Here is a 21,387-nt window from a genome sequence, read left to right on the forward strand (position 1 = left end):
TCCGTCGCTCAAAGCGGATCAGGTCGCCACGTCACGCCACGGTGCCCTCTTCACCGTGCCCTCTTCTCGGTGCTCTTTTCACGGTGCGCTCTGGTTTTCGCCAGACTTCATAAATGCTTAAGAAGACCAAGACCAGCCAATGGTGTTGATCAATCCTTTTTGCCCGATCAGTGCGGCAAAAATCGCTGGCTTGAAGACCACCGTGGTCTTGCTGTTGGTGTTGTTGATGAAGTCGAAATTGCTGCGAATCAAGATGTCCCTCCTGGGATCTGTTCTTGGATTCGCCATGTTGGTGAGCTTCTTACTCACCACAGGCCTCCTCACTGTGATCACTGGCGGAGCCGTTGCTTACGCCGCTATGCAAAACCGGAGCAACTGAGCCATGCGCAATCGTCTTCCTTTTTTGAGCGGACTTGCATTGGCAACCCTCGGAGTTTCAGGTCTTGCCGGCGGTGGTTTGCTTTGGAATTTTCAGGGCCGCACTCTGGGGCTTGGCAGCACGGTTACGGCATTGGTTCTGCTGGGAATCAGCTTTGTTCTGCTTCGGCCTGAACCACGACTTTCACCCGTTGAAGTCCCTGAAGCCAGCCAGCCGCTCAAATTCAAGGCACCACAGGCATCCTTCCTCGGCCTGATGCTGGCAATCCTCGGCACCTTCGGCATGGCGAGTTCCGGGTTGCTGTGGAATTTTCAGGGTTTGGCCTTTGGACTCACCGGCACCCTCACGGCTGCCGTTGCTCTTTTGCTGAGTCTGGTTTTTCTGTGGCCCCTCGGCACCTCCAAGGCCAAAACATCTCTCATGACCGAGCCGGTGGAGACCACCGAAGCTGTTTCGGAGAGCGCAGCTCCCGCACAAACCACAGCAGAAGCCATTGCCGAATTGCTGGCAGCCGAACAGCCGCAGCGCCCAGAGCTGACGTTGGTGAATTTCGCTCCGTTGAACCTGTTGCCGGGACAAAGTGTGCCCACAAAGTCTCGTCGCGCAGGCAGTTCTCTTGGTCGTTATCGCTCAATGGCTAACGACCTGTTCAAGAGCTGAAGTCTCTCCAGAGATTGCGAATCTGTCGGTGCCAGGGGGTGATGTTGAGATCAGGGCGCTGAACATTCGACCTGGGTTCATCAACACTGAACCCAGCCTCTTCCATCTCCCGTCTCAGCCGACGGGTGATTGGGATGAGCGCGATTGAAAGCACCAAGGCTGCGAGAAGCAGAAAGGGGAGCAACGACACCAGCCAAATGGTGGCAATCACGATGATTGCACCTGCCATGAACGTCTTCAGCCATCGCGGCAGGGTTCTGCTCTGTTGACCTGGAAGTTGCTTCATGGCTCAGGAAAGTCCGTTCGCTCTTGAGAAAATCCGCTGGAGTTCGCGTTGAAATGCTGTGGCACTGAGGGGTTCCCTCAGGCGCCTGCGTTGGTTGCGCCGAAGCACAGCTCCAATCCAACAAACCTGCAGAACAATCAACAACGAAGCAATGATCAGAACCGGAGATTCAAGATCATTCCACTGCATCTGAGCTCAGTAACTGGATTGGGGCAGGGTGAAGCCCGACTGCATATGACCAACATCAAGCATCACGTAGGTGAGCCAAATCAGCACTGCTGCAACACCAGCGCCTGCTGCAACCTTTGCCAGAGAACGGCCAATCATCTCGAGCAGGCTGACCTCTTTCATCGCGTTGATCCAACTTCGATGATTCTGACGCGTCTTTCGCCCATACCGTCGCCAGCCATGAAAAAAGCCCCGCAATGGCGGGGCTTTTGAATCTGATCACGCTGGTGTTCAGCGGCTGGCCACGGCTTCTTCCAGAACAGCAGCTTCGCCAGCGGCGAAACCCGTGTCTTCCGCAGCGGAAAACTGCATGTCGGGCTCAAGGCGGCGGGCGATGAGCTCGTCAATGGAAAAGACACCTGGGCCACAGGCGAGAACGGCCACGGCAGCCGCGAAATAAAGGCCAAGAAGCTCCAACAGATAGATGTTGAAGCCCGCTGTGACGATGGCGTGATAAATGGCGACGGAGATGGTCCCGGCGACTGCCAAGGCTCCCATCCGCGTCAGCAAGCCAGTAATCAACAGCCAGCTGCCGATCACCTCCGAGAACGCTGCGACGTAGGAGAGAAGGATCGGGAAGGGCAGATGCAGAGGGCGAACGAATGCATCTGCAAAATTCTCGATATTGGCGAGCTTTTCGTAACCGTGGTGAATCAGCAGCGCGCCGGTGAAAACCCGAAGCAGGAGCAGTCCGAGATCGCCAGCAATGGGGCGGGTCAGAATGGCGCGAATCACCACAGAACACATCGACTACACACAACTTAAATAAGTTGCGTGTAGTTACGCGGCTTCGCGCCGGGGCGGAGCAAGGAATGGGTACTTCTACTCAGTCGTCGTAGACCAGGCACTCGGGCTCATCGGGGTTCTGCTCGCAGAACAGCTCAAGGGGTGAGGGGTCATGGGGATCATCAGGAAATTCCTTCTTGTGATCCAACAGCCACTGCAGCTCCTCCGTGAGATGACGCACCTTGCCTTCGTTGTGCTCAGAAAGGGCCTTAAGGAACTCCTCCTGGTCCTTCTGGATGTGCTCGTCAATCGTTTTCATGACTGAAACTGTCATCTGGCTGACATTCGGTTGTTAGCGAAGACCACCCCGATCGATCAGTCGGTAGATCTACCTTTGTGGCCGAAACCACACAACAGATCCGCTCCGGGCCCCATCACGTCCTGTGACACCACAGTGGCCGTTGGACGATGGCCGCAGGAAAGTCGGGTTGGCTGATGTTGAGTGGATGCAATTTTCCGAACGCAGCGTTCTGACGGGGCTGCTTGTCTTCGCCGTAGGAGTTGTGGTGGGAATCGGAATTGGCTCAGCCAGTGCTGTTGCCGCCCTGACCCAAGGCGCACCTGACGTTCTGCAGAGTTGGTCAGGGGTGGTTGCCCTGCCGTGAAGGTTGACGGGACAGGCTTTCCCGCCTATCAGAAGCGCAGATCGGGTGAGTCGCGCGATGTTGTCAGATGAGCGGCAGATTTTTAGCCGTGACAAAAAGCCACTGCGCCAATTCCTGAAACGGCTTCAACGCTTTTTGTTCGGATAATCAACGCGTTCCAACACTGATATTCCCTGCGCCAATCAACTGTTCAAGCCGTGCAGTGAGTTTCCGTTCGGTTCGATCAAATTGCTCCTGATGGCCGGCCACATAGGCAAGCTCTTCACTGGTGATCACCTGGTGGGTGACGGCATCAAGGTAGATCTGAACCAGGGACATCCACAGCGGCATCAACCGACGGCCATCCTGGCAACACTGGAACGCAAACGGTGAATCGGGCCACGCGGAACTGAGCTATGGATCGAGAGACCATTCAGAGCCTGATCAAGCAATGCAGCTTGGGGCTGTTCGATCTGGCCTGTGCCGTCAGCGGACACCCAAGCTGGGATCTCAATCTGCCTGTGGGGGTGATCGATGCACGACGCTCCAAACCAAAGCTGATGGTGAGTGCCATCGGCACGATCAACTCAACCCTGAAGGCCTCATCCACCATTGCCCACCCGTTGATGGTGCGCCTGTTCGAACGGTTCGAAGACGTGGGTCTGGAACAGGCGTTGACGGAAATGAAGAGTGGTGAGGATGGGGAGGCGTTCTGCGAGGTCTGGCAGGCCTACAGGGATGAACGCCGTTGTGGTGATGCCCCGATGTGGAGCATCGAAGACGCCACAGCCTTTGTGGTGCAGTCCCGCGAGGCTCACGCTGATCGTGAAGTGGCCTGCGTTGCCATTCTTCCGGGGGATCCACACCGCATCATCACCTTTTCAGTTCCCATCGCCTTCCTGACACGAGATTGAGTGTGTCCGAACTGCTGATGCAAATCGCCCTGCTGGGCATCGCCATTGGCGCCAATGCCCTCTCGGCTCTGGCGGGAGGGGGAGCAGGACTGGTGCAACTGCCCGCCCTCATCCTTCTAGGCCTTCCTTTCTCCATGGCATTGGCCACCCACAAGGTGGCCAGTGTTGCGCTGGGGCTGGGAGCGAGTGGGCGTCATTGGCGTGCCAGCAGTCTTGATCTGAAACGCTCAGCGCTGGTGTTGGCGGCCGGTCTTCCAGGTGTGTTTATGGGAGCCAGCATGGTTCTTGCGCTGCCCGATCAAGTGGCCACAGCAAGCCTTGGGCTGCTGACCCTTGGGCTGGGGGTTTATTCGGCCCGGAAACCGGATCTGGGGACGACAGACCAGCCCTACCGGCTGACAGCCCGCACCGTTGGGCTTGGCAGTTGCGGGCTGTTCATCATTGGCGTTCTCAACGGTTCCCTCACCTCAGGCACGGGGTTGTTCGTCACCCTGTGGATGGTGCGCTGGTTTGGGCTGAGCTACGCAAGAGCCGTTGCTCACACCCTGGTGCTGGTGGGCCTGGGGTGGAATGGCACCGGGGCGCTGGTGCTGGGTTTGAGCGGTGAAATCCGTTGGGACTGGCTTCCACCGCTGGTGCTGGGTTCGCTGATCGGAGGCTTCCTGGGGGCCCACTATTCCCTGGTGAAAGGAAGCCGCCTGGTCAAACAAGCGTTCGAGATCTTGGCGCTGCTGATGGGCGGATCACTCCTGATCCGCAGCCTCTGAATCGGCGTCTGCAAGGAAACGCCCCGAAAACCGCGTGGCCAACACCACTGTTGCGGCCCCGTAGGCGATGAACGTCACCGCCTGACCAGAGCTGGCCGTTTCGTAAACCTCACCTGTCAGCAGCATCCAGTCCATCAAGGACGCCACCGTTCCCCAGATCACCACCCAGACGGACACGTAGGCAACACCGCGGAAGGTCCGATTCACAAGGCCAAGGGTCGAACGAACCCGACGCTAGGGGAAGTCGCTCGAACGAGGAAGGCCTGCGGCTCCCGTAATGTCGCTGATTGAACCGGTTGAGGGGATGCCGAAGAAACGCCGCAAGCTCAACAAAGAGATGGAAGCGGAGATGGCCGCTGCAAAGCGCAAGATTGAGCTGGTGGGCGCGCTGATCAACGACATCCGCGATGAAGACATCCAGGGTGAGTACCTCGGCGCCTTCACGCAAATCCGCAGTGCCGTGGTGAATCTGATCGCGAAGTACACAACGGACGGATTCTGCGAAGAGACCGAGGGCCTTCTGGCGCTCTACAAGGGCTTGATTGAGCAGTTTGAAGAGGAGTACGAGCTCTGAACAGGCACGAACGCAGCACAGCGTTTAGGTTCACTTGCCTTCGTGCCTTGCTATGGCTCTTCGAGAGACCAAACCCCAAGTGTCACCGCTGCGCCTCAAGATCACGGTGTTGATCGCCGGCTTCGGGCCCTTGGTCGCCATCGGCCTCTGGCTTCAGTCCAAGGGGTTTTTCAACTGACGCCATGCATCGATTCCTCGCCACGGCTGGACTTCTCGGCCTCGGCCTTGTTCCAAGCGTGAGCTGGGCCGAGACCATGACAGCTCAGGTGGGCGCCGACTTCTGATTACAACACCCATGCTTCATCCTCCGCTGGACGCAGAACAGATTCGTGCCCTGTTCACCAAGCCCTACGGCACGCCAGGCCCCACAGCTGCGCAGTGGAAAGCCGTCTATGCCAGTGACGTGCATTTCACCGATCCAACCCAGGAACGGCAGGGCATTGACGCCTACATCCTTGCCCAAGATGGTCTAATGCAGCGCTGTGATGACGTGTTCCTGGAAACGGAATCGGTAGTGGTGAACGGTGAAACAGCCTTTGTTGAATGGCGCATGGGCCTCAAGATCAAAGGGATTGAGTTCATCTACCCCGGGGCGACCAGGCTCCGCTTCAATCCAGATGGAAAGATCGGAGACCACCGCGATTATTTCGATTTCGTCGGCCCCACGTTTGCTCCAGTGCCCGTGATTGGTGGACTGGTGCGTTGGCTCTACAAACGCTTCGTTGCCTGAACCACGGCCCCAGGGCCATCTGTTGATCGGCCCCCCGGGCAGCGGCAAGTCAACCCTCGCGGCGATCCTCGCTCCGCTGCTCCCTGCACGGGTGATCGCCAATGACGTACTGAGGGAACAACTGTGGGGAGATGCGAATGTGCAGGGCCCTTGGTCTGAAGTGGAACCCCATCTGCATGGCGCCATCGACCGCGCCATCGCCGATGGCGACAACGTGCTGGTGGATGCAACCCATGCGCAACTCAACTGGCGCCAAGGATTGATGCAGCGAAGCATGGGGGCCCAGCACCTGCCATGGACCGGCTGGTGGTTGCAGACACCGTTGAATCAGTGCCTGGTCTGGAACCGCTGCCGCCAACGGTGCGTTCCAGAGGCCGTGATTCGAGAGATGCACCTGAGCCTGAACAGCCCCCCCAACAGGCCCGACCTCAGCGAAGGATTCGCAAGCTTGATCCGCCTCAATCCCGCCAGCTCCCAGCTCAGCGATCAGATCAACCGGGCCCTCCAAACCATCCTTGACCCCTTGCCATGAAGAAAGGTGAGCAGGTCATGCACCCCCTTCGGAGTCCCATCAACGTGATCCCAACGGCACAAGTGTCATGACACTCGGCGAACTCTTTCTCGAAGCCATGTCCACCGGCGTGATCACCAACGGTGAGATGGCGTGGGTGACCGCCCGCCAGGATCAATTCACACGAACTGAGGAGGCTGTCGCCCAACGGCTGGGCCGTTTGATCGACGAAGGCACGATTCAACTGGGTTGTCGCATGCCAACGGCCTGATTGAAGGCAGGGGTCTGATGACGCGCATCTCCTGCCGCTACACCGGCGATCTGCACTGTTCAGCCGAACATGAGCCCTCGGGTGTGACGTTGAGCACCGATGCTCCTCCTGATCATGACGGGCGAGGGGAAAGTTTCTCACCAACAGATTTATTGGCGACCGCACTGGGCACTTGCATCTTGACCGTGATGGGAATCACGGCCAAACGCCGGAACTGGTCTGTGACCGATGCAGAAGCTTCAGTTGAGAAGATCATGAGCCAAACGGGGCCCCGCAAGATCGAAACACTACGGGTGTGGATCACACTGCCCCAAGGCTTATCTGAGGAACAGATTCAGTTGTTCAGGCGTGTTGTGAATGACTGCCCGGTGAAACGAAATTTGGAGCCATCCATGACAATTGATTTGATCTGGCGCTGATCATCCGATTTTCTCGCGGGGCGGATTTAAAGCAGGAATAAGAAGAACAAGAGGAGTCACGATGAGACTTCACTTCATACCGATTCATGTCTTCCGAGAAACCCCATCGGTGACTTTTTTTGATGCTGGGGTTCCTGGAAGCAATGGCACCGACGTGGTCGCGCACCATGGCTCTGCCACGTCACCCCCCGACCAAGAGGGTTCAGAGCAGTACTACGTGCACCGTCATCAGGTGGACAACAACCTTGTCCTTGAAGGTTCTCGCACCTTCACGTTGCTCAATCCGGCCTGGGATCATCCCCATCACATCATTCATTTGATCCGAGCGATGGGTGCTTTGCAAATCCCTATCGGCACTTATCACCGATCCGTGTCCAGCAACGAAGGAAGCCTGGTTCTGAACCAGTCCATGCGTGATCACGGATTTGATTACAGAACGGAATTCATCCCCGTAAGGCTTGAAGAACGAGAGGATCTTCTTAAGGCAAAGGCATCAGTTCCATGGATCTGGAGCTGGAAAGATGGGCACATTTGCAGAGACCACGACGCTCAGTGATGGTGCTTGCGTCGGCGGGAATGACGACGCATCCGCTTCACCAAACGGCCGCTGACGGAGCGGCTTTCAGCACATTCGAGCTGATTCCAACGCCATCCCAGCCAGGACAGCACCACGACGATGGCAAGGGCGATCAACCAACCCACGGGGACAACGGCTTAAGAGAACAACGCAGGAACCAAAGCTGCTGGAGCCCAGTTCTCTTCCATCGTTAATGCAACAGGTGGCGATGCAGTCCAGCCAGGCCTGAACCGACTCAATGCGTTGTACAGCGGCCAATGCAGCGCTGTCGCTGCTTCCCTGCTCAGCCGTGAAGGGAGCAGGTTTCAGCGCTGACCGTCCTGGTCAAGGCTGAACTCAAGCAACGCTGCCGTGAGCAAGGTCTTCATCGACTGCAGGGCCTCCTGCTCTCTGGGATCTGGCCCCCCGGGCCATTTCTCAAGGTGAAAGCTCACCGAGCGGTGGAGCAGGCGAACAGCTTCAAGATCCAGATCGAACTGGAGGGTGGGTTGATGCTCACTCATGGCTCCATTCTCCCCAACACCACGTTGACAGCCCACAAGAGAACGAGTAGTACATAGCTACCAATAAGATGAGTGTGGGCTCCGTCAATGCTCCGCCGCCAAGCGCCTGGCCGCCGATGGGAACAGGGCAGGTCCGACCCAGCCGATCCCTCATGGTGTGCCTCACCTGCCAGCACTTTCAGCACACACTTGGAGAGGCAGGGATCACCCAGCCAGCCTGCGCACACCACCAACAGCGCATCCCCCAGGGGGCACACCTCACACACCGCTGCCACCAATGGATGCAGCGGCTGGAGAAGCAGATCGGCTGGTGCCCTGAGGGAGCCTGAGCACCCCCACACTCATCCTTCACAGCCAACACAGCAACAAAAAGCCCCCTCCGAGGAGGGAGCTTTCCGATTCAGTTGATCTGAATCGTTTGTTGATTCCAGATCAACCGATGGCAGGAGCCTGCAGAGCCACAGGAGTGGACTCAGCAGCAGCCAGGTCGAGGGGGAAGTTGTGAGCGTTGCGCTCGTGCATCACTTCCATGCCGAGGCCGGCACGGTTCAACACGTCGGCCCAGGTGTTCAGGACGCGGCCCTGACCATCAAGGATGGACTGGTTGAAGTTGAAGCCATTCAGGTTGAAGGCCATGGTTGACACGCCGAGGGCGGTGAACCAGATGCCGACAACAGGCCAGGCAGCCAGGAAGAAGTGAAGGCTACGGCTGTTGTTGAAGGAGGCGTATTGGAAGATCAGGCGACCGAAGTAACCGTGGGCAGCCACGATGTTGTAGGTCTCTTCCTCTTGGCCGAACTTGTAGCCGTAGTTCTGGGACTCGCTCTCGGTGGTTTCACGCACCAGGGAGGAGGTCACCAGGGAGCCGTGCATGGCGGAGAACAGGCTGCCGCCGAAAACACCTGCGACGCCCAGCATGTGGAAGGGGTGCATCAGGATGTTGTGCTCGGCCTGGAACACCAACATGTAGTTGAAGGTGCCAGAGATGCCCAGGGGCATTGCGTCAGAGAAAGAACCCTGACCGAAGGGGTAAACCAGGAAGACAGCGGAGGCTGCAGCGACAGGTGCGCTGTAGGCAACGCAGATCCAGGGGCGCATGCCCAGGCGATAGGAGAGTTCCCACTCACGACCCATGTAGGCGTAGATGCCGATGAGGAAGTGGAAAACAACCAGCTGGAAGGGGCCGCCGTTGTACAGCCACTCATCGAGGGAAGCAGCTTCCCAGATGGGGTAGAAGTGCAGGCCGATGGCGTTGCTGGAAGGAACAACAGCACCAGAGATGATGTTGTTGCCGTAGATCAAGGAGCCAGCGACAGGCTCGCGGATGCCATCGATATCAACCGGGGGAGCGGCGATAAAAGCAATGGTGAAGCAGATGGTGGCCGCCAGGAGGCAGGGAATCATCAGCACGCCGAACCACCCCACATAGATGCGGTTGTTGGTGTCGGTCACCCACTGACAAAAGGCTTCCCAATTGCTCTGGCGTCCGCTGCGAATTGCGGTGGACATGGAAGAAAAGAAGACGGATGAACCTCTCCCTCAAAAAAGGGACAGGTGGATCAAGTGTATGGACGGAACGTTCCGTTACATGACAACTCAACAATCAGAATCAGGTCTCAAAAAAACTTCATTAAGCGCTTTGCTAAGCATTCATGAAGTTGCGTTAAGCAGCCACTCGCGGGATTGTTGAACGAAGCCATTCCAGTTCACCCGTTCCTCCTCTGCAGCCCGAGCCACCAACAACGGTGCCTGCTGCTTCAACGCCACAAGATCAAGCTCATCCACACCGGCATTGATCGCCAGCCAATCCGCCATGGATCGCCCCACGACACGGGTGAGGTAAGCCGCACTGAGGGCCTGCATCGAACCGGCGATCAGCCAGCCCCCCCCATCCAGCTTGGCCAGCCCCAGCAAGGTCTGTCCGGTCCACTCCACCACGCCCTGGGCGAGGGCCACCCGAGCCAGCTGCGCCGCCGCTTCCCTCAGCACATCCGGTTGCAGCGATGTTCCCCAGATCTCTCCCATCTCCTTGATCATCAAACCGTTCGCCACCGCCACGGCCAGAAGATCAAGGCTGGCGATGGGGGAGGCCATCACCGACCCGGCCACCAGCCACTGGGTGCGCTGCTGGATCTGCAGAAAGCGTTCGCGCCGAAGCGATTCGAGGTCACGCTGCCAACGGCGATGCAAGTCCGCCAGGAGTCGCGGACGCGTCTCCACCGCAGCCTGTTTCAGCGAACGGCGCAACGGTGCCAGGGCAGTGCGCAGCTGCATCGAAGACTCCTGAACCAGGATCCGCTCACGCCAGCGCTCGGGAAGGTCGTCCCGAACAGCCGCAACGGCATCGGTGGATGCGTCCTTCGCGTCGGTCGACACAAGCAGCCAGGCCGGCTGATCGTCCGGCACCTGCTGCAGCCAGAGCAGATCTGAAGCCAGCAGAGGCGCCTGCAGGCTGAACAGGATCAGATCCTGATCCAGCAGGCCGCCGGGCCAGGAACGGCTGCCGTCGTCGGTGGTCAGGGGATGGCAGAGCGACAGCGTCACCGGCGCCGGGCCAGCAAGAGAGCTGCTGAGGTCTGCCTCATTCGGTCCCTGAGAGCCCCCCAAGGCGACCATCGCCATGCGCACAGGACCGCAGCGGTCCAGCACCCGTTTCAGTTCAGCGCGACGGGCCAGATCGGCAGAGGGTTGCTGCTCGAAACGTGCGAATTGATCCAGCACTTCCTGGCACCGAGCCAGCCAGCCAGCCAGCGATACCGGTGCTGTGAAGCGCGGCTGACTTGGCTTGCGGCCAAGCCAGATCACAACGCCACCGGCGGCCAGCAGACCCAGCCCCCCGCCGGGAACATGCATCACATCACTGATCAGCCACTGTCCAGCAAGCAGACCAGCTCCAGCCAGAGCCAAAGGCCGCAGCAACGACGACGGTGGCACCACCAGTTCTGGCCATGAAGCCGGGAGTTTCAACAGAACGGCTGCTGTAGCAGTGGCCCTTCTTAGCTCAACCCACCACCTGACACCAGAACTTCAGGCCAGAAACACGAGTTCTCCATAAGTTGGGAACAGGCCGGAGTCAGCCGTGACACACAGTCATCCCAATGCGATGGTCGACAACCGCCGGGGGGTGCGCAGGGTTCTGATGGTGGCCCTGGGCCTGAACATCAGCATGTCGCTGCTGAAGCTTCTGGTGGGGGCCATGAGTGGTTCCCTGGCGGTGATCGCCGATGGCATGCACAGCGCCACCGATGCGTTGTCCAGCCTCACGGGACTGGTTACCAACAAACTTTCCGATCCGCGCCCCGACAGGGATCACCCCTACGGCCACCGCAAATACGAGGCGGTGGGAGCCCTGGGCATCGCTGGTTTCATCCTGTTCACAGCTCTTGAGATCCTGCTGCGTTCGGGGGAAAGGCTGCTCGAGGGCCTGCCACCGATCCGGGTGACCAGCCAGGAGCTGGTGCTGCTCACGCTGGTGCTGGGGTTCAACCTCCTGCTGGCGGGATATGAGCTGCGGGAAGGTCGGCGACTGAACAGCAACCTGCTCAAAGCAGATGCTCAACATGCGGCGAGCGACGTTTGGACCACCGTGGTGGTGCTGGTGGGCATGGCCGGGGCGGTGTGGCTGCAGGTGAGCTGGCTCGACGTTGCGCTGGCCATCCCCATGGCACTCCTGCTGATCCGTGTGTGCTGGCAGGTGCTGCGCGGAACCTTGCCCTGGCTGGTGGACCACATGGCGGTTGCACCTGAAGCCATCTATGCCGAAGCTATGGCCACCGCCGGCGTCTTGAACTGCCACGACATCGCCAGCCGGGGGGTTCTGGGCCAGCAGGTGTTCATCGAAATGCATATGGTTGTCGACGCAGACGACCTCACCAAGGCGCACCGGATCACCGAAGAGGTGGAAGAGCGCTTGGACGAAAGTTTCGGGCCGGTGCGGTGCACCATCCATCTGGAACCCAAAGACTACGTGGAGGACGGGATCACCTACACCGGCGCCCATGGCTGAGGTCGACACCACAACCCAGGCGCTCGCTGGACTGACCGAGCGTCAGCAGCGGGGGCTGATTGAGGTGCTCGATGAAATCCGTCGTGCAGAGAGCTGGTCGTGGCAACTGCCGGTGTTGCTGCGGGAGCGCTGCTGGCTGCGGCTGTCTCGAACACCCCTGACCGAGCTGCATCGTTGGCTCCCTCCGGATGGGCGCGATGAAGCCCCGGAATTGACGCATTACCGGAGGTTGCTGCAGCGGGGGATGGATCCACTGTTGGCCCAACAGAGCTGCTGGCGGGAGTTCGGAATCGAGGACTGCCAAAGGGCGCTGCAGGACTACTGGAACAGTCGTGACACAGCCATCTACGGCTGGACAGCGGAGCGGTACCGACAACTGGTGAGCATCTATCGCGAACGGATTGAACGGGGGATCACGGTGGTTCCGATGCTGGTGCTGGCTCGGAAGAACAGCGTTGAATGCCACCAGCTGCTCTGGATCACCGAAAACACCCCGGTGATGCGTCACACTTGCGCCTGATTCCAGGCCATGGGCCATGAGTGATTCCTACAGCGATCCCCAACAACAGGCGGGACAGGGAGACGGCGGCCGAGATGGTCAGCGCAGTCGTGGCAACCGTGGTGGCGGCCGTGAAGGCGGAGGCTTCCGGATTCGTCTGAGTGACAACGAAATGCGCTCAACCCGGGCCCTGCAGGAGGCCTTCAATCTCCGCTCGACCGTGGCTGTGCTGGGTTTCGCGGTCCGCAGCCTTGGCCAAATGCTGGAGGACGGCCAACTCGACGCTCTGATCGAACAGCAGAAAAATCAGCCTGCCCGAGGTGGCCGGCGAGATGGTGGTGGTCGTGATGGTGGTGGTCGTGGCCGCCGCTTTGACGATGAGCGTGGTGGCCGCGGGTCCCGTCCGAATCCCTTTGCCCGACCGGCCAAACCCCAGCCGGAGGCTGCAGCTGAACCGGTTGCCGAGCCGGAGGCCGAACCAGTGGTGGAGCCGGTGGTGGAGTCAGAAGCAACCGCCAGCGACGACACCAATACCGCAGCAACCGAGGCCTGATTGATGAGCCGGCCAAGGGTTCTTTCCGGGGTGCAACCGACCGGAGCACTGCACCTCGGCAATTGGCTGGGTGCCATCCGCAATTGGGTTGATCTGCAGGAGACCCACGACACTTTTGTATGTGTTGTGGATCTCCATGCCATCACCGTTCCCCATGAGCCCAGCCGCCTGGCTGAGGACACCCGTTCCACAGCAGCGCTCTACCTGGCCTGTGGCATGGACCCCAAACGCTGTTCGGTGTTTGTGCAGAGCCAGGTGGCAGCCCACAGCGAACTGTGCTGGTTGCTGAATTGCGTTACGCCGCTCAACTGGCTGGAGCGGATGATTCAGTTCAAGGAGAAAGCGGTGAAGCAGGGGGACAACGTCTCCGTGGGCCTGCTGGACTATCCGGTGTTGATGGCTGCCGACATCCTTCTCTACGACGCTGACCTGGTGCCCGTCGGTGAGGACCAGAAGCAGCATCTGGAGCTGGCGCGGGACATCGCCCAGCAGCGCATCAATGCCCGCTTCGGCGGCAAGGACACGCCGGTGCTCAAAGTGCCCAAACCGCTGATCCTCAAGGAGGGGGCACGGGTGATGAGCCTGACGGATGGTCGCAGCAAGATGAGCAAGAGCGATCCCAACGAGGGGAGTCGCATCACGCTTCTGGACCCTCCGGAGCTGATCACCAAAAAGATCAAACGCGCCAAGACCGATCCAGAGCGTGGCCTCGAATTCGGCAACCCCGATCGACCGGAAACCGACAACCTGCTTGGGCTCTACGCAATCCTGAGCGGCAAGGGGCGGGAGCAGGCCGCCACTGAATGCGCAGAGATGGGTTGGGGACAGTTCAAGCCGCTGCTGGCCGAAGCCACCGTGAGCGCGCTGGAGCCCATCCAGGCCCGCTACCGGGAGCTGATGCAGGACCCCACAGAGCTCGATCAGGTGCTGAGAACAGGCCGTGAGAAGGCCGAAACGGTGGCCAACGCCACGCTTGAACGGGTTCGGGATGCCTTGGGCTTCGCCCGGCCAGCCTGATCAGCAACAAAGAGAAGCATTAGCTGCTCTGATCAATGCGACGGCCATGGGCTCAAGCCACGGCCCCTGAGGCTTGGGGGAGACAACGTCAGCCGCAGAGGCGAGTCTCGCAAGACTCTCAGCCTTCTCTCAGCTGCATATACACAGCGCAGACAACGCGTCAACCCCTCAGGCGCCGATCTCGCGTCCAGACCTCGTGGGCCAGCACTGTGATCGGTCCACTTGATTGTTCTGCGTGCATCGCCTTTTTTGTGCGTTCAGCCCAGCCACACGTTGGAGTCGGCCTGTCGTCGGTGCAGCCCTGACCGCAGGATTGGTGCTGTCCGCAGGAGCCAAACAGCCGCTCCAGAACGCAGAGGCGCCCGCAGAACAGGTTGAGCAAAGCTCTACCAGCAGCCGCAACACCAGCAGCCGCGCCACCCTGTCCTCCGGCAAGGAGGGTGGTCGTTACGAGCTGACACCTGAGCGTCGCGCCCTGCTCAACACCATTCGCTACGCCGAGGGCACCTGGAAGGACGGCGAAGACAAGGGATACCGGATCATTTACGGCGGCGGGCAGTTTCAGGACCTCTCACGTCATCCCGAGCGGGTGATCGTGAAGCGCTACACCAGCGCCGCAGCGGGGGCCTATCAATTCCTGCCCAAGACCTGGAAGGGAGTAGCGAAGGAGCTCAAGCTGTCCAGCTTCGAGCCCAGGCACCAAGACCAAGCCGCTCTGCACCTTGTTGAGCGTCGCGGTGCTCTCAGGGAAATCGACCGGAAAGGGCTGACCAGAAACGCCATGGCGAAGCTGGCTCCCGAATGGGCATCTTTCCCCACCTGGACCGGCCGCTCCGCCTACGGTCAACCGGTAAAAAGCCCCCAGGACCTGGCGCGCTTCTACAGCAGCAACCTGCGTCAGCTGCGCAATCAGCTCGGGGCCTGAGGCGAACGGTTCGACCCCAACCTCGCGGCCAGGGCCCACACCTCCGTGACCAAGCCATGCCACGGGTTCATCACCTCCATCGAGACCGCCATGGGCTGCGTTGATGCAGCCACAAGGGAGCGTGTTGCAGCAATGGCCTTCTTGCCGTCCTGAAGCCGCTCCTGCATGCATTGGCGCTCCTGCAACGGCATCACCTCCTCCGGACAGGCCTGCAGAAGCTCCTCACCGCGCTGAAACCAGTGCTCGAAGTCATCGAGCAGGGATGCCAGCAACTCATCCAACAGCGCGCCAGCTTCCTGATTGGTTGACTCACCCACCTGATGCCCTCGGGTCTCGCCCATAGGATGGCGGGCCCTGAACCTGAACCGGTGAGCAGCGCTGCAGCAACCACCCCAGCCCCTTCAGCACCGGTGGTTCTGCCCAAGACCAGCGAAAGCGATCAACTGCTGAAGATTCGGCACTCCATGAGCCATGTGATGGCCATGGCTGTGCAGCAGTTGTTTCCCAAGGCGCGCGTCACCATCGGCCCCTGGACCGAAACAGGTTTCTATTACGACTTCGACAATCCCGATCCCTTCACCGAGGCCGACCTGAAGGCCATCAAGAAGGGGATGATCAAGATCATCAACAAGAAGCTGCCTCTCGAACGCGTCGAGGTGAGCCGTAACGAGGCCGAGGAAAAAATCAAAGCCCAGAACGAGCCCTACAAGCTCGAGATTCTTGAAGGACTGCAGGAGCCGATCACCCTCTACACCCTTGGTGAGGAGTGGTGGGACCTCTGTGCTGGCCCCCACGTGGATCACACCGGCCAACTCAATGCCAAGGCCTTCGAGCTGGAAAGCGTGGCAGGCGCTTACTGGCGAGGTGATGAAACCAAAGCGCAGCTGCAACGCATCTACGGCACGGCCTGGGAAACCCCGGAACAGCTGGCGGAGTACAAACGTCGCAAGGAGGAAGCGCTTCGCCGCGACCATCGCCGCATCGGCAAAGACCTCGACCTCTTCTCGATCGAAGATGAGGCCGGAGCTGGTCTGGTGTTCTGGCACCCCCGCGGTGCCCGCATGCGCCTGTTGATCGAGGAGTTCTGGCGCCAGGCCCACTTCGAGGGCGGATACGAGCTCCTTTACACCCCCCACGTGGCGGACATCAGCCTCTGGAAGACCTCAGGCCACCTCGACTTCTACGCCGAGAGCATGTTCGGCCCGATGGAGGTGGACGAACGGGAGTACCAGCTCAAGCCGATGAACTGCCCGTTCCACGTGCTCACCTACGCCAGCAAACTGCGCAGCTACCGGGAACTGCCGATCCGCTGGGCGGAGCTTGGAACGGTGTATCGCTACGAGCGGCCCGGTGTGATGCACGGTCTGATGCGGGTGCGGGGCTTCACCCAGGACGATGCCCACGTGTTCTGCCTGCCGGAGCAGATCAGCGACGAGATCCTGAAGATCCTCGATCTCACCGAACGGATTCTCTCCGCCTTCGATTTCAGCAATTACGAGATCAACCTCTCCACCCGCCCCGAGAAGTCCATCGGCGATGACGCCGTCTGGGACCTGGCCACCAAGGGACTGATTGAAGCCCTGGAGCGCAAGGGTTGGGCCTACAAAATCGATGAGGGCGGCGGTGCGTTCTACGGCCCGAAAATCGACCTCAAGATCGAAGACGCCATCGGCCGGATGTGGCAGTGCTCCACGATCCAACTGGATTTCAATCTGCCGGAACGGTTCGAGCTCGACTACATCGCCGCCGACGGCAGCAAGCAGCGGCCGATCATGATCCACCGCGCCATCTTCGGTTCGCTGGAGCGGTTCTTCGGGATCATGACAGAGAACTACGCCGGCGATTACCCCTTCTGGCTGGCCCCCGAGCAGGTGCGTCTGCTGCCGGTCACCGACGAGGTGCAGCCCTACGCCGACCAAGTGTTGGACCAACTCACCAAAGCTGGCGTTCGCGCCACGATCGACCGCAGCGGTGACCGGCTCGGCAAGTTGATCCGCACCGGCGAACAGATGAAGATCCCCGTGCTGGCGGTCATCGGTGCCAAGGAAGCGGAGCAGAACGCCGTGAGCCTTCGCAGCCGACGGGAAGGTGACCTCGGGGTCACTGCGGTGGCCGACCTTCTCAGTGCTGCCCAGATGGCCAACAGCGAGCGCACCGCGGGCCTGGAGCTGAACCGATGACGGATTCCTCTGTGCAGCGCCTGGCCGATCTCGCGCGTCTGCGAGGAGCGCCGGAGTTGCCTCCCCAGATCAGAAACGAGCTGCGAGTAGAACTCGATCAGGCGATGGCCCAGGCCAGCTGGTTCACCATCGGCATCATGGCCCCGTCCAGGGAGAAGGCCCTCACAGCGCTGCGCAGCCTCGAGCAAAGCCAACAGTGGGAGCCGCTGGAGCTCGTCGACAGCCCAGAGGAGCAGGGCCCTGTTTTCCTGAAAGCCAATCAGAAGGGGGGCACGATCCGCATTCGGGTCGAGCACGGCCTTGGCGTAGGAATTCTGATCAGTGGCCACGGTGACGACGACACCACGCCAAGCACCACCTGGGGACCGCTCCCACTGGACTTCTTCTCCTGAGCCAACCACGCTGGTAGGAGTTGCCGCAGCCCTGGATGGCCACCAGCACACTCCTGGCGGGGGACATGGGAGGCACCAAGACTCTGCTTGCTCTCTACGGGAGTGAGGCGGGCCAGCTGCGCCTGCTCCATCAGGAACGCTTCCGCTCGGGAGAATGGCCATCCCTTGAGCCGATGCTCGAGGCCTTCCTCAACAATCGCCCCGCCGATCTCCCGGCTCCAGCGCATGCCTGCATCGCCGTTGCCGGTCCGGTGCGACACAGGGAGGCCAGGATCACCAACCTGCCCTGGCGGTTGCGGGAGGCCGACCTGGCGCGGGCTGCGGGCATGGAACAGGTCGAGCTGGTGAATGATTTCGGCGTGCTGATTTACGGGCTGCCCCATTTCGACAGCCATCAGCAGGTGATCCTTCAGAAGGGCCACCAAGACAAGGGCCCCCTGGCCATTCTTGGGGCCGGCACCGGTCTCGGCATGGCGCGAGGCCTGCAGAGCGACCAGGGACTGGTGGCCCTGGCGAGCGAAGGAGGGCACCGCGAATTTGCTCCGCGCACTGAAGCGGAATGGGAGCTGGCCTCCTGGCTCAAACAAGACCTCGGCGTCAGCCGCCTTTCGATCGAACGCATCGTGAGTGGCACCGGCCTGGGGCATGTGGCCCACTGGCTGCTTCAGAAACCCGATGCCGCCATGCACCCCCTGCGCAGCGTGGCAGAGGCTTGGCGGCGCAACAGCTCCAACGATCTTCCCGCTCAGGTGAGCGTTGCCGCTGAAGGGGGTGATCCCTTGATGCAACGCGCCCTACAGCTTTGGCTAGAGGCCTATGGCTCAGCGGCAGGCGATCTTGCCCTTCAGGAACTCTGCACAGGAGGCCTCTGGGTTGGCGGGGGCACCGCATCAAAACAATTGAAAGGACTGCAATCCGCCAGCTTTCTCAATGCGATGCGCGACAAGGGACGCTTCCGCGAACTGATCGAAGGGATGCAGGTCACAGCGGTGATCGATCCCGATGCCGGACTGTTCAGTGCAGCCTGTCGCGCCCGGATGCTGGCGGAGTCAGGTGGGACACTGGCCTGAGCAGAGGATCAGCGATGGCGCAGCCGCGCATCGGTCAGAAAGTGGTCGTGGACGTCCCGGCAACCACCGCCAATCTCGGCCCTGGATTTGACTGCCTCGGTGCAGCCCTTGATCTGAACAACCGCTTCGCGATGCGGAGAATCGAAGGGGGCGGTGAACGATTTGAGCTGATTATTGAGGGAACGGAAGGCAGTCACCTCCGGGGTGGGCCGGAGAACCTCGTTTACCGAGCGGCCCAACGGGTATGGAAAGCGGCTGGGCTGGAACCCGTCGCCCTTGAGGCACGGGTGCGTCTTGCCGTGCCGCCGGCACGGGGGCTGGGCAGCAGTGCCACGGCGATCGTGGCGGGATTGATGGGAGCCAATGCCCTCGTCGGTGAGCCTCTCTCCAAGGAGAAGCTGCTGGAGCTGGCCATCGATATCGAAGGTCACCCGGACAACGTTGTGCCCTCCCTTCTGGGGGGCCTCTGCATGACCGCCAAGGCCGCCTCTCAGCGCTGGCGCGTGGTGCGTTGCGAATGGACGCCGAGCGTGAAGGCCGTCGTGGCGATTCCATCGATTCGCCTGAGCACAAGCGAAGCCCGCCGGGCCATGCCCAAGGCCATCCCCGTTGGCGACGCTGTGGTCAACCTGGGTGCCCTGACACTGCTGCTGCAAGGGCTGCGCACCGGCAATGGTGATCTGATCTCCGACGGCATGCACGATCGCTTGCACGAGCCGTACCGCTGGCGCCTGATCAAAGGCGGCGACCAGGTCAAACAGGCCGCCATAGACGCGGGAGCCTGGGGTTGCGCCATCAGCGGAGCCGGACCCAGCGTTCTGGCTCTGTGCGAGGAAGACAAAGGCCCAGCCGTCAGCCGAGCCATGGTCAAAGCCTGGGAAGCTGCCGGGGTCGCCAGCCGCGCGCCGGTGCTGAATTTGCAGACCTCAGGCAGCCACTGGCAACCGGCCGACGATGAGTAGATCCACCTAAACAGGGCATTCAGCCCTGTTAGCTTTGTTAAAGATTGCGGACACGGAATGGACGCTGGGTTAGCAGAGCTTGCTGTCTCGGGCAGTCCCTTCCCTTGGTTGTCGCTGATTGTGCTGTTGCCGGCGGCAGCAGCTCTGGTGCTGCCACTGGTTCCGAGCAGCGAAGAGAAGCCATCCCCCGCGCCCAAGATCATCACCCTGGTCGTCCTTCTGGTCGATCTTCTGTTGATGATGGGGGTGTTTGCCACCCGCTTCGACCCCAGCACTGAAGGGCTGCAGCTGGTGGAGCGGGTGAGCTGGCTCCCAGCACTCGGCCTCGAATGGTCCCTTGGTGTGGATGGTCTTTCAGCACCTCTTGTGGTGCTCAGCGGCCTGGTCACGTTCCTGTCTGTGGCGGCCAGCTGGTCGGTTCAGCGCAAGTCACGGCTGTACTTCGCCCTGATGCTTGTTCAGGCCTCGGCCCAGGGCCTGGTGTTTCTGTCGCAGGACTTCCTGCTCTTCTTCCTGGCCTGGGAGCTGGAACTGGTTCCCGTCTACCTGCTGATTGCTATCTGGGGCGGACAGAACCGCCAGTACGCCGCCACCAAATTCATCCTTTACACGGCCCTGGCCTCTCTGCTGATCCTGATCAGCGGCCTGGCACTGGCCTTCTCCGGCGACACGTTCACCTTCAACATCACGGAACTGGCGGTTCGTTCTCCCGGCGGCAGCTTCGGCCTGTTGTGTTACGCGGGTTTCTTGATTGGCTTCGGCGTGAAACTGCCGATGTTCCCGCTCCACACCTGGCTGCCCGATGCCCACGGTGAGGCCAACGCTCCGGTGTCGATGCTGCTTGCCGGGGTGCTCCTCAAGATGGGCGGCTACGCCCTGCTGCGCTTCAACGTGCAGATGCTTCCCGAAGCGCACGCCACCCTGGCGCCAGCCCTGGTGATCCTTGGGATCGTGAACATCGTTTACGGCGCGCTCAACGCGTTCGCCCAGGACAACGTGAAACGCAGGATTGCCTGCAGTTCCGTGAGCCACATGGGCTTTGTGCTGGTGGGGATCGGTGCCGTTGATGCCCTGGGAATCAGCGGAGCCATGCTCCAGATGGTGAGCCATGGCCTGATCGCAGCCGCGATGTTCTTCGTGACGGGCGTGTTCTACGAGCGAACCAAGACCCTCTCGATCCCCAACATGGGCGGACTGGCCAAGGCACTGCCCATCACGTTTGCCTTCTTCCTGGCCAGCTCCCTGGCGTCGCTGGCGCTGCCGGGCATGAGTGGCTTCATCAGTGAAATCACCGTGTTCCTTGGCATCACCAGCCAGGAAGCCTTCACGTCCGTGTTCCGATCGATCACCGTTCTGCTGGCCGCCATCGGACTGGTGCTCACACCGATTTATCTGCTCTCCATGTGCCGACGGGTGTTCTTCGGCCCCAGGATTCCGGCCCTGGCCAGCGTCGCTGACATGCGCCCCAGGGAGCTGGTGATTGGCCTGAGCCTGCTGGTGCCAACCCTGGTGATCGGCATCTGGCCCCGCATTGCCATGGACCTCTACGAAGCTTCCACCAACGCTCTGGCCCTGCAGTTCATTGCCAGCTGAG

At 60.5% G+C, this 21,387-nt stretch carries 33 protein-coding genes; 22 read left to right on the forward strand and 11 right to left on the reverse strand.

Features of this window, described 5'->3' with window-relative positions:
* Window positions 1-117: 117 nt before the first annotated feature.
* Window positions 118-252: a hypothetical protein gene (locus AAXE93_RS04430; RefSeq protein ID WP_390128700.1), complete on the reverse strand. Its 135-nt coding sequence runs from the start codon at window positions 250-252 to the stop codon at window positions 118-120.
* Between AAXE93_RS04430 and AAXE93_RS04435 the strand changes: the two genes are divergently transcribed.
* Complete coding sequence (locus AAXE93_RS04435) at window positions 191-379, forward strand: hypothetical protein (protein WP_390128690.1); 189 nt, start codon at window positions 191-193, stop codon at window positions 377-379. The genes AAXE93_RS04430 and AAXE93_RS04435 overlap by 62 nt on opposite strands.
* 39 nt (window positions 380-418) lie before the next feature.
* Entirely contained in the window at window positions 419-1,039 is a 621-nt protein-coding gene (locus tag AAXE93_RS04440) for a hypothetical protein (protein WP_390128437.1), read from the forward strand.
* Window positions 1,040-1,520: 481 nt separating this feature from the next.
* On the opposite strand, the gene AAXE93_RS04445 is transcribed toward AAXE93_RS04440, so the two are convergent.
* From AAXE93_RS04445 to AAXE93_RS04455, 3 genes are all read right to left on the reverse strand, one after another.
* Window positions 1,521-1,676, reverse strand: a complete 156-nt coding sequence (locus AAXE93_RS04445; protein ID WP_006850963.1) for a hypothetical protein — start codon at window positions 1,674-1,676, stop codon at window positions 1,521-1,523.
* Between the two features lie 108 nt (window positions 1,677-1,784).
* The gene (locus tag AAXE93_RS04450; RefSeq protein WP_390128440.1) at window positions 1,785-2,288 is read right to left on the reverse strand and encodes a DoxX family protein; all 504 of its coding nucleotides are present in this window, start codon (window positions 2,286-2,288) and stop codon (window positions 1,785-1,787) included.
* A 91-nt stretch (window positions 2,289-2,379) separates the two neighbouring features.
* Window positions 2,380-2,598: a CP12 domain-containing protein gene (locus AAXE93_RS04455; RefSeq protein ID WP_006852050.1), complete on the reverse strand. Its 219-nt coding sequence runs from the start codon at window positions 2,596-2,598 to the stop codon at window positions 2,380-2,382.
* Between the two features lie 187 nt (window positions 2,599-2,785).
* Here AAXE93_RS04455 and AAXE93_RS04460 point away from each other — a divergent pair, with 187 nt between their 5' ends.
* A complete protein-coding gene (locus AAXE93_RS04460) occupies window positions 2,786-2,944 on the forward strand; it encodes a hypothetical protein (protein WP_156915504.1) in 159 nt (52 codons plus the stop codon).
* Window positions 2,945-3,091: 147 nt separating this feature from the next.
* Here the strand turns inward: AAXE93_RS04460 and AAXE93_RS04465 are convergent, their stop codons facing one another.
* Window positions 3,092-3,262, reverse strand: a complete 171-nt coding sequence (locus AAXE93_RS04465) for a hypothetical protein (protein ID WP_244272198.1) — start codon at window positions 3,260-3,262, stop codon at window positions 3,092-3,094.
* A gap of 77 nt (window positions 3,263-3,339) precedes the next feature.
* On the opposite strand from AAXE93_RS04465, the gene AAXE93_RS04470 reads away from it, so the two are divergent.
* Together AAXE93_RS04470 and AAXE93_RS04475 are read left to right on the forward strand one after the other, a co-directional pair.
* On the forward strand, window positions 3,340-3,837 hold the full coding sequence (locus AAXE93_RS04470) for a hypothetical protein (protein WP_115132452.1): 498 nt from the start codon (window positions 3,340-3,342) through the stop codon (window positions 3,835-3,837).
* Between the two features lie 17 nt (window positions 3,838-3,854).
* On the forward strand, window positions 3,855-4,604 hold the full coding sequence (locus AAXE93_RS04475; RefSeq protein ID WP_390128692.1) for a sulfite exporter TauE/SafE family protein: 750 nt from the start codon (window positions 3,855-3,857) through the stop codon (window positions 4,602-4,604).
* Here AAXE93_RS04475 and AAXE93_RS04480 read toward each other — a convergent pair.
* Entirely contained in the window at window positions 4,581-4,811 is a 231-nt protein-coding gene (locus AAXE93_RS04480) for a hypothetical protein (protein ID WP_115008869.1), read from the reverse strand. The genes AAXE93_RS04475 and AAXE93_RS04480 overlap by 24 nt on opposite strands.
* A gap of 97 nt (window positions 4,812-4,908) precedes the next feature.
* Here AAXE93_RS04480 and AAXE93_RS04485 point away from each other — a divergent pair, with 97 nt between their 5' ends.
* The 7 genes from AAXE93_RS04485 (at window position 4,909) to AAXE93_RS04515 (ending at window position 7,665) form a co-directional block, all read left to right on the forward strand.
* Complete coding sequence (locus AAXE93_RS04485) at window positions 4,909-5,178, forward strand: hypothetical protein (protein WP_006850218.1); 270 nt, start codon at window positions 4,909-4,911, stop codon at window positions 5,176-5,178.
* Window positions 5,179-5,230: 52 nt separating this feature from the next.
* Entirely contained in the window at window positions 5,231-5,356 is a 126-nt protein-coding gene (locus AAXE93_RS04490) for a hypothetical protein (RefSeq protein WP_006850359.1), read from the forward strand.
* 117 nt (window positions 5,357-5,473) lie between these two features.
* Window positions 5,474-5,908 carry a nuclear transport factor 2 family protein gene (locus AAXE93_RS04495; protein ID WP_186515084.1) on the forward strand — a complete coding sequence of 145 codons (435 nt, stop codon included), beginning with the start codon at window positions 5,474-5,476 and terminating at the stop codon, window positions 5,906-5,908.
* Window positions 5,901-6,440 (forward strand): AAA family ATPase, encoded by a 540-nt coding sequence (locus tag AAXE93_RS04500; protein ID WP_390128447.1) that lies wholly within the window; start codon window positions 5,901-5,903, stop codon window positions 6,438-6,440. The genes AAXE93_RS04495 and AAXE93_RS04500 overlap by 8 nt, the downstream gene beginning before the upstream one ends.
* A gap of 67 nt (window positions 6,441-6,507) precedes the next feature.
* Window positions 6,508-6,690, forward strand: a complete 183-nt coding sequence (locus AAXE93_RS04505) for a hypothetical protein (RefSeq protein WP_390128449.1) — start codon at window positions 6,508-6,510, stop codon at window positions 6,688-6,690.
* Between the two features lie 17 nt (window positions 6,691-6,707).
* Window positions 6,708-7,109, forward strand: a complete 402-nt coding sequence (locus AAXE93_RS04510; RefSeq protein WP_390128451.1) for an OsmC family protein — start codon at window positions 6,708-6,710, stop codon at window positions 7,107-7,109.
* Between the two features lie 232 nt (window positions 7,110-7,341).
* Entirely contained in the window at window positions 7,342-7,665 is a 324-nt protein-coding gene (locus AAXE93_RS04515; protein ID WP_390128453.1) for a hypothetical protein, read from the forward strand.
* Here AAXE93_RS04515 and AAXE93_RS04520 read toward each other — a convergent pair.
* From AAXE93_RS04520 to AAXE93_RS04535, 4 genes are all read right to left on the reverse strand, one after another.
* A complete protein-coding gene (locus AAXE93_RS04520; protein ID WP_170950581.1) occupies window positions 7,659-7,811 on the reverse strand; it encodes a hypothetical protein in 153 nt (50 codons plus the stop codon). The genes AAXE93_RS04515 and AAXE93_RS04520 overlap by 7 nt on opposite strands.
* Before the next feature lie 180 nt (window positions 7,812-7,991).
* The gene (locus tag AAXE93_RS04525) at window positions 7,992-8,189 is read right to left on the reverse strand and encodes a hypothetical protein (protein ID WP_186495004.1); all 198 of its coding nucleotides are present in this window, start codon (window positions 8,187-8,189) and stop codon (window positions 7,992-7,994) included.
* A 432-nt stretch (window positions 8,190-8,621) separates the two neighbouring features.
* A complete protein-coding gene (gene psbA / locus AAXE93_RS04530) occupies window positions 8,622-9,698 on the reverse strand; it encodes a photosystem II q(b) protein (protein WP_390128457.1) in 1,077 nt (358 codons plus the stop codon).
* Window positions 9,699-9,839: 141 nt separating this feature from the next.
* Entirely contained in the window at window positions 9,840-11,156 is a 1,317-nt protein-coding gene (locus AAXE93_RS04535) for a YcjF family protein (RefSeq protein WP_390128459.1), read from the reverse strand.
* Between the two features lie 136 nt (window positions 11,157-11,292).
* On the opposite strand from AAXE93_RS04535, the gene AAXE93_RS04540 reads away from it, so the two are divergent.
* The 5 genes from AAXE93_RS04540 to AAXE93_RS04560 all read left to right on the forward strand — a co-directional run bounded on the left by AAXE93_RS04540 (window position 11,293) and on the right by AAXE93_RS04560 (window position 15,189).
* On the forward strand, window positions 11,293-12,195 hold the full coding sequence (locus tag AAXE93_RS04540; RefSeq protein ID WP_115132448.1) for a cation diffusion facilitator family transporter: 903 nt from the start codon (window positions 11,293-11,295) through the stop codon (window positions 12,193-12,195).
* Window positions 12,188-12,715, forward strand: a complete 528-nt coding sequence (locus tag AAXE93_RS04545; RefSeq protein ID WP_390128461.1) for a hypothetical protein — start codon at window positions 12,188-12,190, stop codon at window positions 12,713-12,715. Before AAXE93_RS04540 ends, AAXE93_RS04545 begins: the two co-directional genes overlap by 8 nt.
* 16 nt (window positions 12,716-12,731) lie before the next feature.
* The gene (locus tag AAXE93_RS04550) at window positions 12,732-13,247 is read left to right on the forward strand and encodes a hypothetical protein (protein ID WP_390128463.1); all 516 of its coding nucleotides are present in this window, start codon (window positions 12,732-12,734) and stop codon (window positions 13,245-13,247) included.
* A gap of 3 nt (window positions 13,248-13,250) precedes the next feature.
* Window positions 13,251-14,264, forward strand: a complete 1,014-nt coding sequence (gene trpS, locus AAXE93_RS04555) for a tryptophan--tRNA ligase (RefSeq protein WP_390128465.1) — start codon at window positions 13,251-13,253, stop codon at window positions 14,262-14,264.
* Window positions 14,265-14,499: 235 nt separating this feature from the next.
* Window positions 14,500-15,189 (forward strand): muramidase, encoded by a 690-nt coding sequence (locus AAXE93_RS04560; RefSeq protein WP_390128467.1) that lies wholly within the window; start codon window positions 14,500-14,502, stop codon window positions 15,187-15,189.
* Here the strand turns inward: AAXE93_RS04560 and AAXE93_RS04565 are convergent.
* Complete coding sequence (locus AAXE93_RS04565; RefSeq protein ID WP_390128469.1) at window positions 15,174-15,530, reverse strand: DUF2605 family protein; 357 nt, start codon at window positions 15,528-15,530, stop codon at window positions 15,174-15,176. The two genes, AAXE93_RS04560 and AAXE93_RS04565, sit on opposite strands and share 16 nt — an antisense overlap.
* A gap of 3 nt (window positions 15,531-15,533) precedes the next feature.
* Between AAXE93_RS04565 and thrS the strand changes: the two genes are divergently transcribed.
* The 5 genes from thrS to AAXE93_RS04590 are packed head-to-tail and all read left to right on the forward strand — an operon-like array spanning window position 15,534 to window position 21,386.
* Window positions 15,534-17,369 (forward strand): threonine--tRNA ligase, encoded by a 1,836-nt coding sequence (gene thrS, locus AAXE93_RS04570; RefSeq protein WP_390128471.1) that lies wholly within the window; start codon window positions 15,534-15,536, stop codon window positions 17,367-17,369.
* A complete protein-coding gene (locus AAXE93_RS04575) occupies window positions 17,366-17,761 on the forward strand; it encodes a DUF1824 family protein (RefSeq protein ID WP_390128474.1) in 396 nt (131 codons plus the stop codon). Before thrS ends, AAXE93_RS04575 begins: the two co-directional genes overlap by 4 nt.
* Window positions 17,762-17,796: 35 nt before the next feature.
* Window positions 17,797-18,831 carry a glucokinase gene (gene glk, locus AAXE93_RS04580; RefSeq protein ID WP_390128476.1) on the forward strand — a complete coding sequence of 345 codons (1,035 nt, stop codon included), beginning with the start codon at window positions 17,797-17,799 and terminating at the stop codon, window positions 18,829-18,831.
* Between the two features lie 14 nt (window positions 18,832-18,845).
* The gene (thrB, locus tag AAXE93_RS04585) at window positions 18,846-19,793 is read left to right on the forward strand and encodes a homoserine kinase (RefSeq protein WP_390128478.1); all 948 of its coding nucleotides are present in this window, start codon (window positions 18,846-18,848) and stop codon (window positions 19,791-19,793) included.
* Between the two features lie 57 nt (window positions 19,794-19,850).
* Window positions 19,851-21,386 (forward strand): NAD(P)H-quinone oxidoreductase subunit 4, encoded by a 1,536-nt coding sequence (locus AAXE93_RS04590; RefSeq protein ID WP_390128480.1) that lies wholly within the window; start codon window positions 19,851-19,853, stop codon window positions 21,384-21,386.
* The last annotated feature ends 1 nt before the right edge of the window (window position 21,387 follow it).

The organism is Synechococcus sp. HIMB2401, from assembly GCF_042883245.1.
GTDB lineage: Bacteria > Cyanobacteriota > Cyanobacteriia > PCC-6307 > Cyanobiaceae > Parasynechococcus.

What these genes read in the sequence shown, in the direction of transcription:
- AAXE93_RS04455 (WP_006852050.1), bottom strand. Translation starts at nt 2,598, where the DNA reads ATGAAAACGATTGACGAGCACATCCAGAAGGACCAGGAGGAGTTCCTT.
- AAXE93_RS04550 (WP_390128463.1), top strand. Translation starts at nt 12,732, where the DNA reads ATGAGTGATTCCTACAGCGATCCCCAACAACAGGCGGGACAGGGAGAC.
- AAXE93_RS04575 (WP_390128474.1), top strand. Translation starts at nt 17,366, where the DNA reads ATGACGGATTCCTCTGTGCAGCGCCTGGCCGATCTCGCGCGTCTGCGA.
- AAXE93_RS04445 (WP_006850963.1), bottom strand. Translation starts at nt 1,676, where the DNA reads ATGAAAGAGGTCAGCCTGCTCGAGATGATTGGCCGTTCTCTGGCAAAG.
- AAXE93_RS04525 (WP_186495004.1), bottom strand. Translation starts at nt 8,189, where the DNA reads ATGAGTGAGCATCAACCCACCCTCCAGTTCGATCTGGATCTTGAAGCT.
- thrB (WP_390128478.1), top strand. Translation starts at nt 18,846, where the DNA reads ATGGCGCAGCCGCGCATCGGTCAGAAAGTGGTCGTGGACGTCCCGGCA.
- thrS (WP_390128471.1), top strand. Translation starts at nt 15,534, where the DNA reads ATGGCGGGCCCTGAACCTGAACCGGTGAGCAGCGCTGCAGCAACCACC.
- AAXE93_RS04510 (WP_390128451.1), top strand. Translation starts at nt 6,708, where the DNA reads ATGACGCGCATCTCCTGCCGCTACACCGGCGATCTGCACTGTTCAGCC.
- AAXE93_RS04485 (WP_006850218.1), top strand. Translation starts at nt 4,909, where the DNA reads ATGCCGAAGAAACGCCGCAAGCTCAACAAAGAGATGGAAGCGGAGATG.
- trpS (WP_390128465.1), top strand. Translation starts at nt 13,251, where the DNA reads ATGAGCCGGCCAAGGGTTCTTTCCGGGGTGCAACCGACCGGAGCACTG.
- AAXE93_RS04465 (WP_244272198.1), bottom strand. Translation starts at nt 3,262, where the DNA reads ATGTCCCTGGTTCAGATCTACCTTGATGCCGTCACCCACCAGGTGATC.
- glk (WP_390128476.1), top strand. Translation starts at nt 17,797, where the DNA reads ATGGCCACCAGCACACTCCTGGCGGGGGACATGGGAGGCACCAAGACT.
- AAXE93_RS04475 (WP_390128692.1), top strand. Translation starts at nt 3,855, where the DNA reads ATGCAAATCGCCCTGCTGGGCATCGCCATTGGCGCCAATGCCCTCTCG.
- AAXE93_RS04565 (WP_390128469.1), bottom strand. Translation starts at nt 15,530, where the DNA reads ATGGGCGAGACCCGAGGGCATCAGGTGGGTGAGTCAACCAATCAGGAA.
- AAXE93_RS04470 (WP_115132452.1), top strand. Translation starts at nt 3,340, where the DNA reads ATGGATCGAGAGACCATTCAGAGCCTGATCAAGCAATGCAGCTTGGGG.
- AAXE93_RS04540 (WP_115132448.1), top strand. Translation starts at nt 11,293, where the DNA reads ATGGTCGACAACCGCCGGGGGGTGCGCAGGGTTCTGATGGTGGCCCTG.
- AAXE93_RS04505 (WP_390128449.1), top strand. Translation starts at nt 6,508, where the DNA reads ATGACACTCGGCGAACTCTTTCTCGAAGCCATGTCCACCGGCGTGATC.
- AAXE93_RS04495 (WP_186515084.1), top strand. Translation starts at nt 5,474, where the DNA reads ATGCTTCATCCTCCGCTGGACGCAGAACAGATTCGTGCCCTGTTCACC.
- AAXE93_RS04545 (WP_390128461.1), top strand. Translation starts at nt 12,188, where the DNA reads ATGGCTGAGGTCGACACCACAACCCAGGCGCTCGCTGGACTGACCGAG.
- AAXE93_RS04590 (WP_390128480.1), top strand. Translation starts at nt 19,851, where the DNA reads ATGGACGCTGGGTTAGCAGAGCTTGCTGTCTCGGGCAGTCCCTTCCCT.
- AAXE93_RS04460 (WP_156915504.1), top strand. Translation starts at nt 2,786, where the DNA reads ATGCAATTTTCCGAACGCAGCGTTCTGACGGGGCTGCTTGTCTTCGCC.
- AAXE93_RS04490 (WP_006850359.1), top strand. Translation starts at nt 5,231, where the DNA reads ATGGCTCTTCGAGAGACCAAACCCCAAGTGTCACCGCTGCGCCTCAAG.
- psbA (WP_390128457.1), bottom strand. Translation starts at nt 9,698, where the DNA reads ATGTCCACCGCAATTCGCAGCGGACGCCAGAGCAATTGGGAAGCCTTT.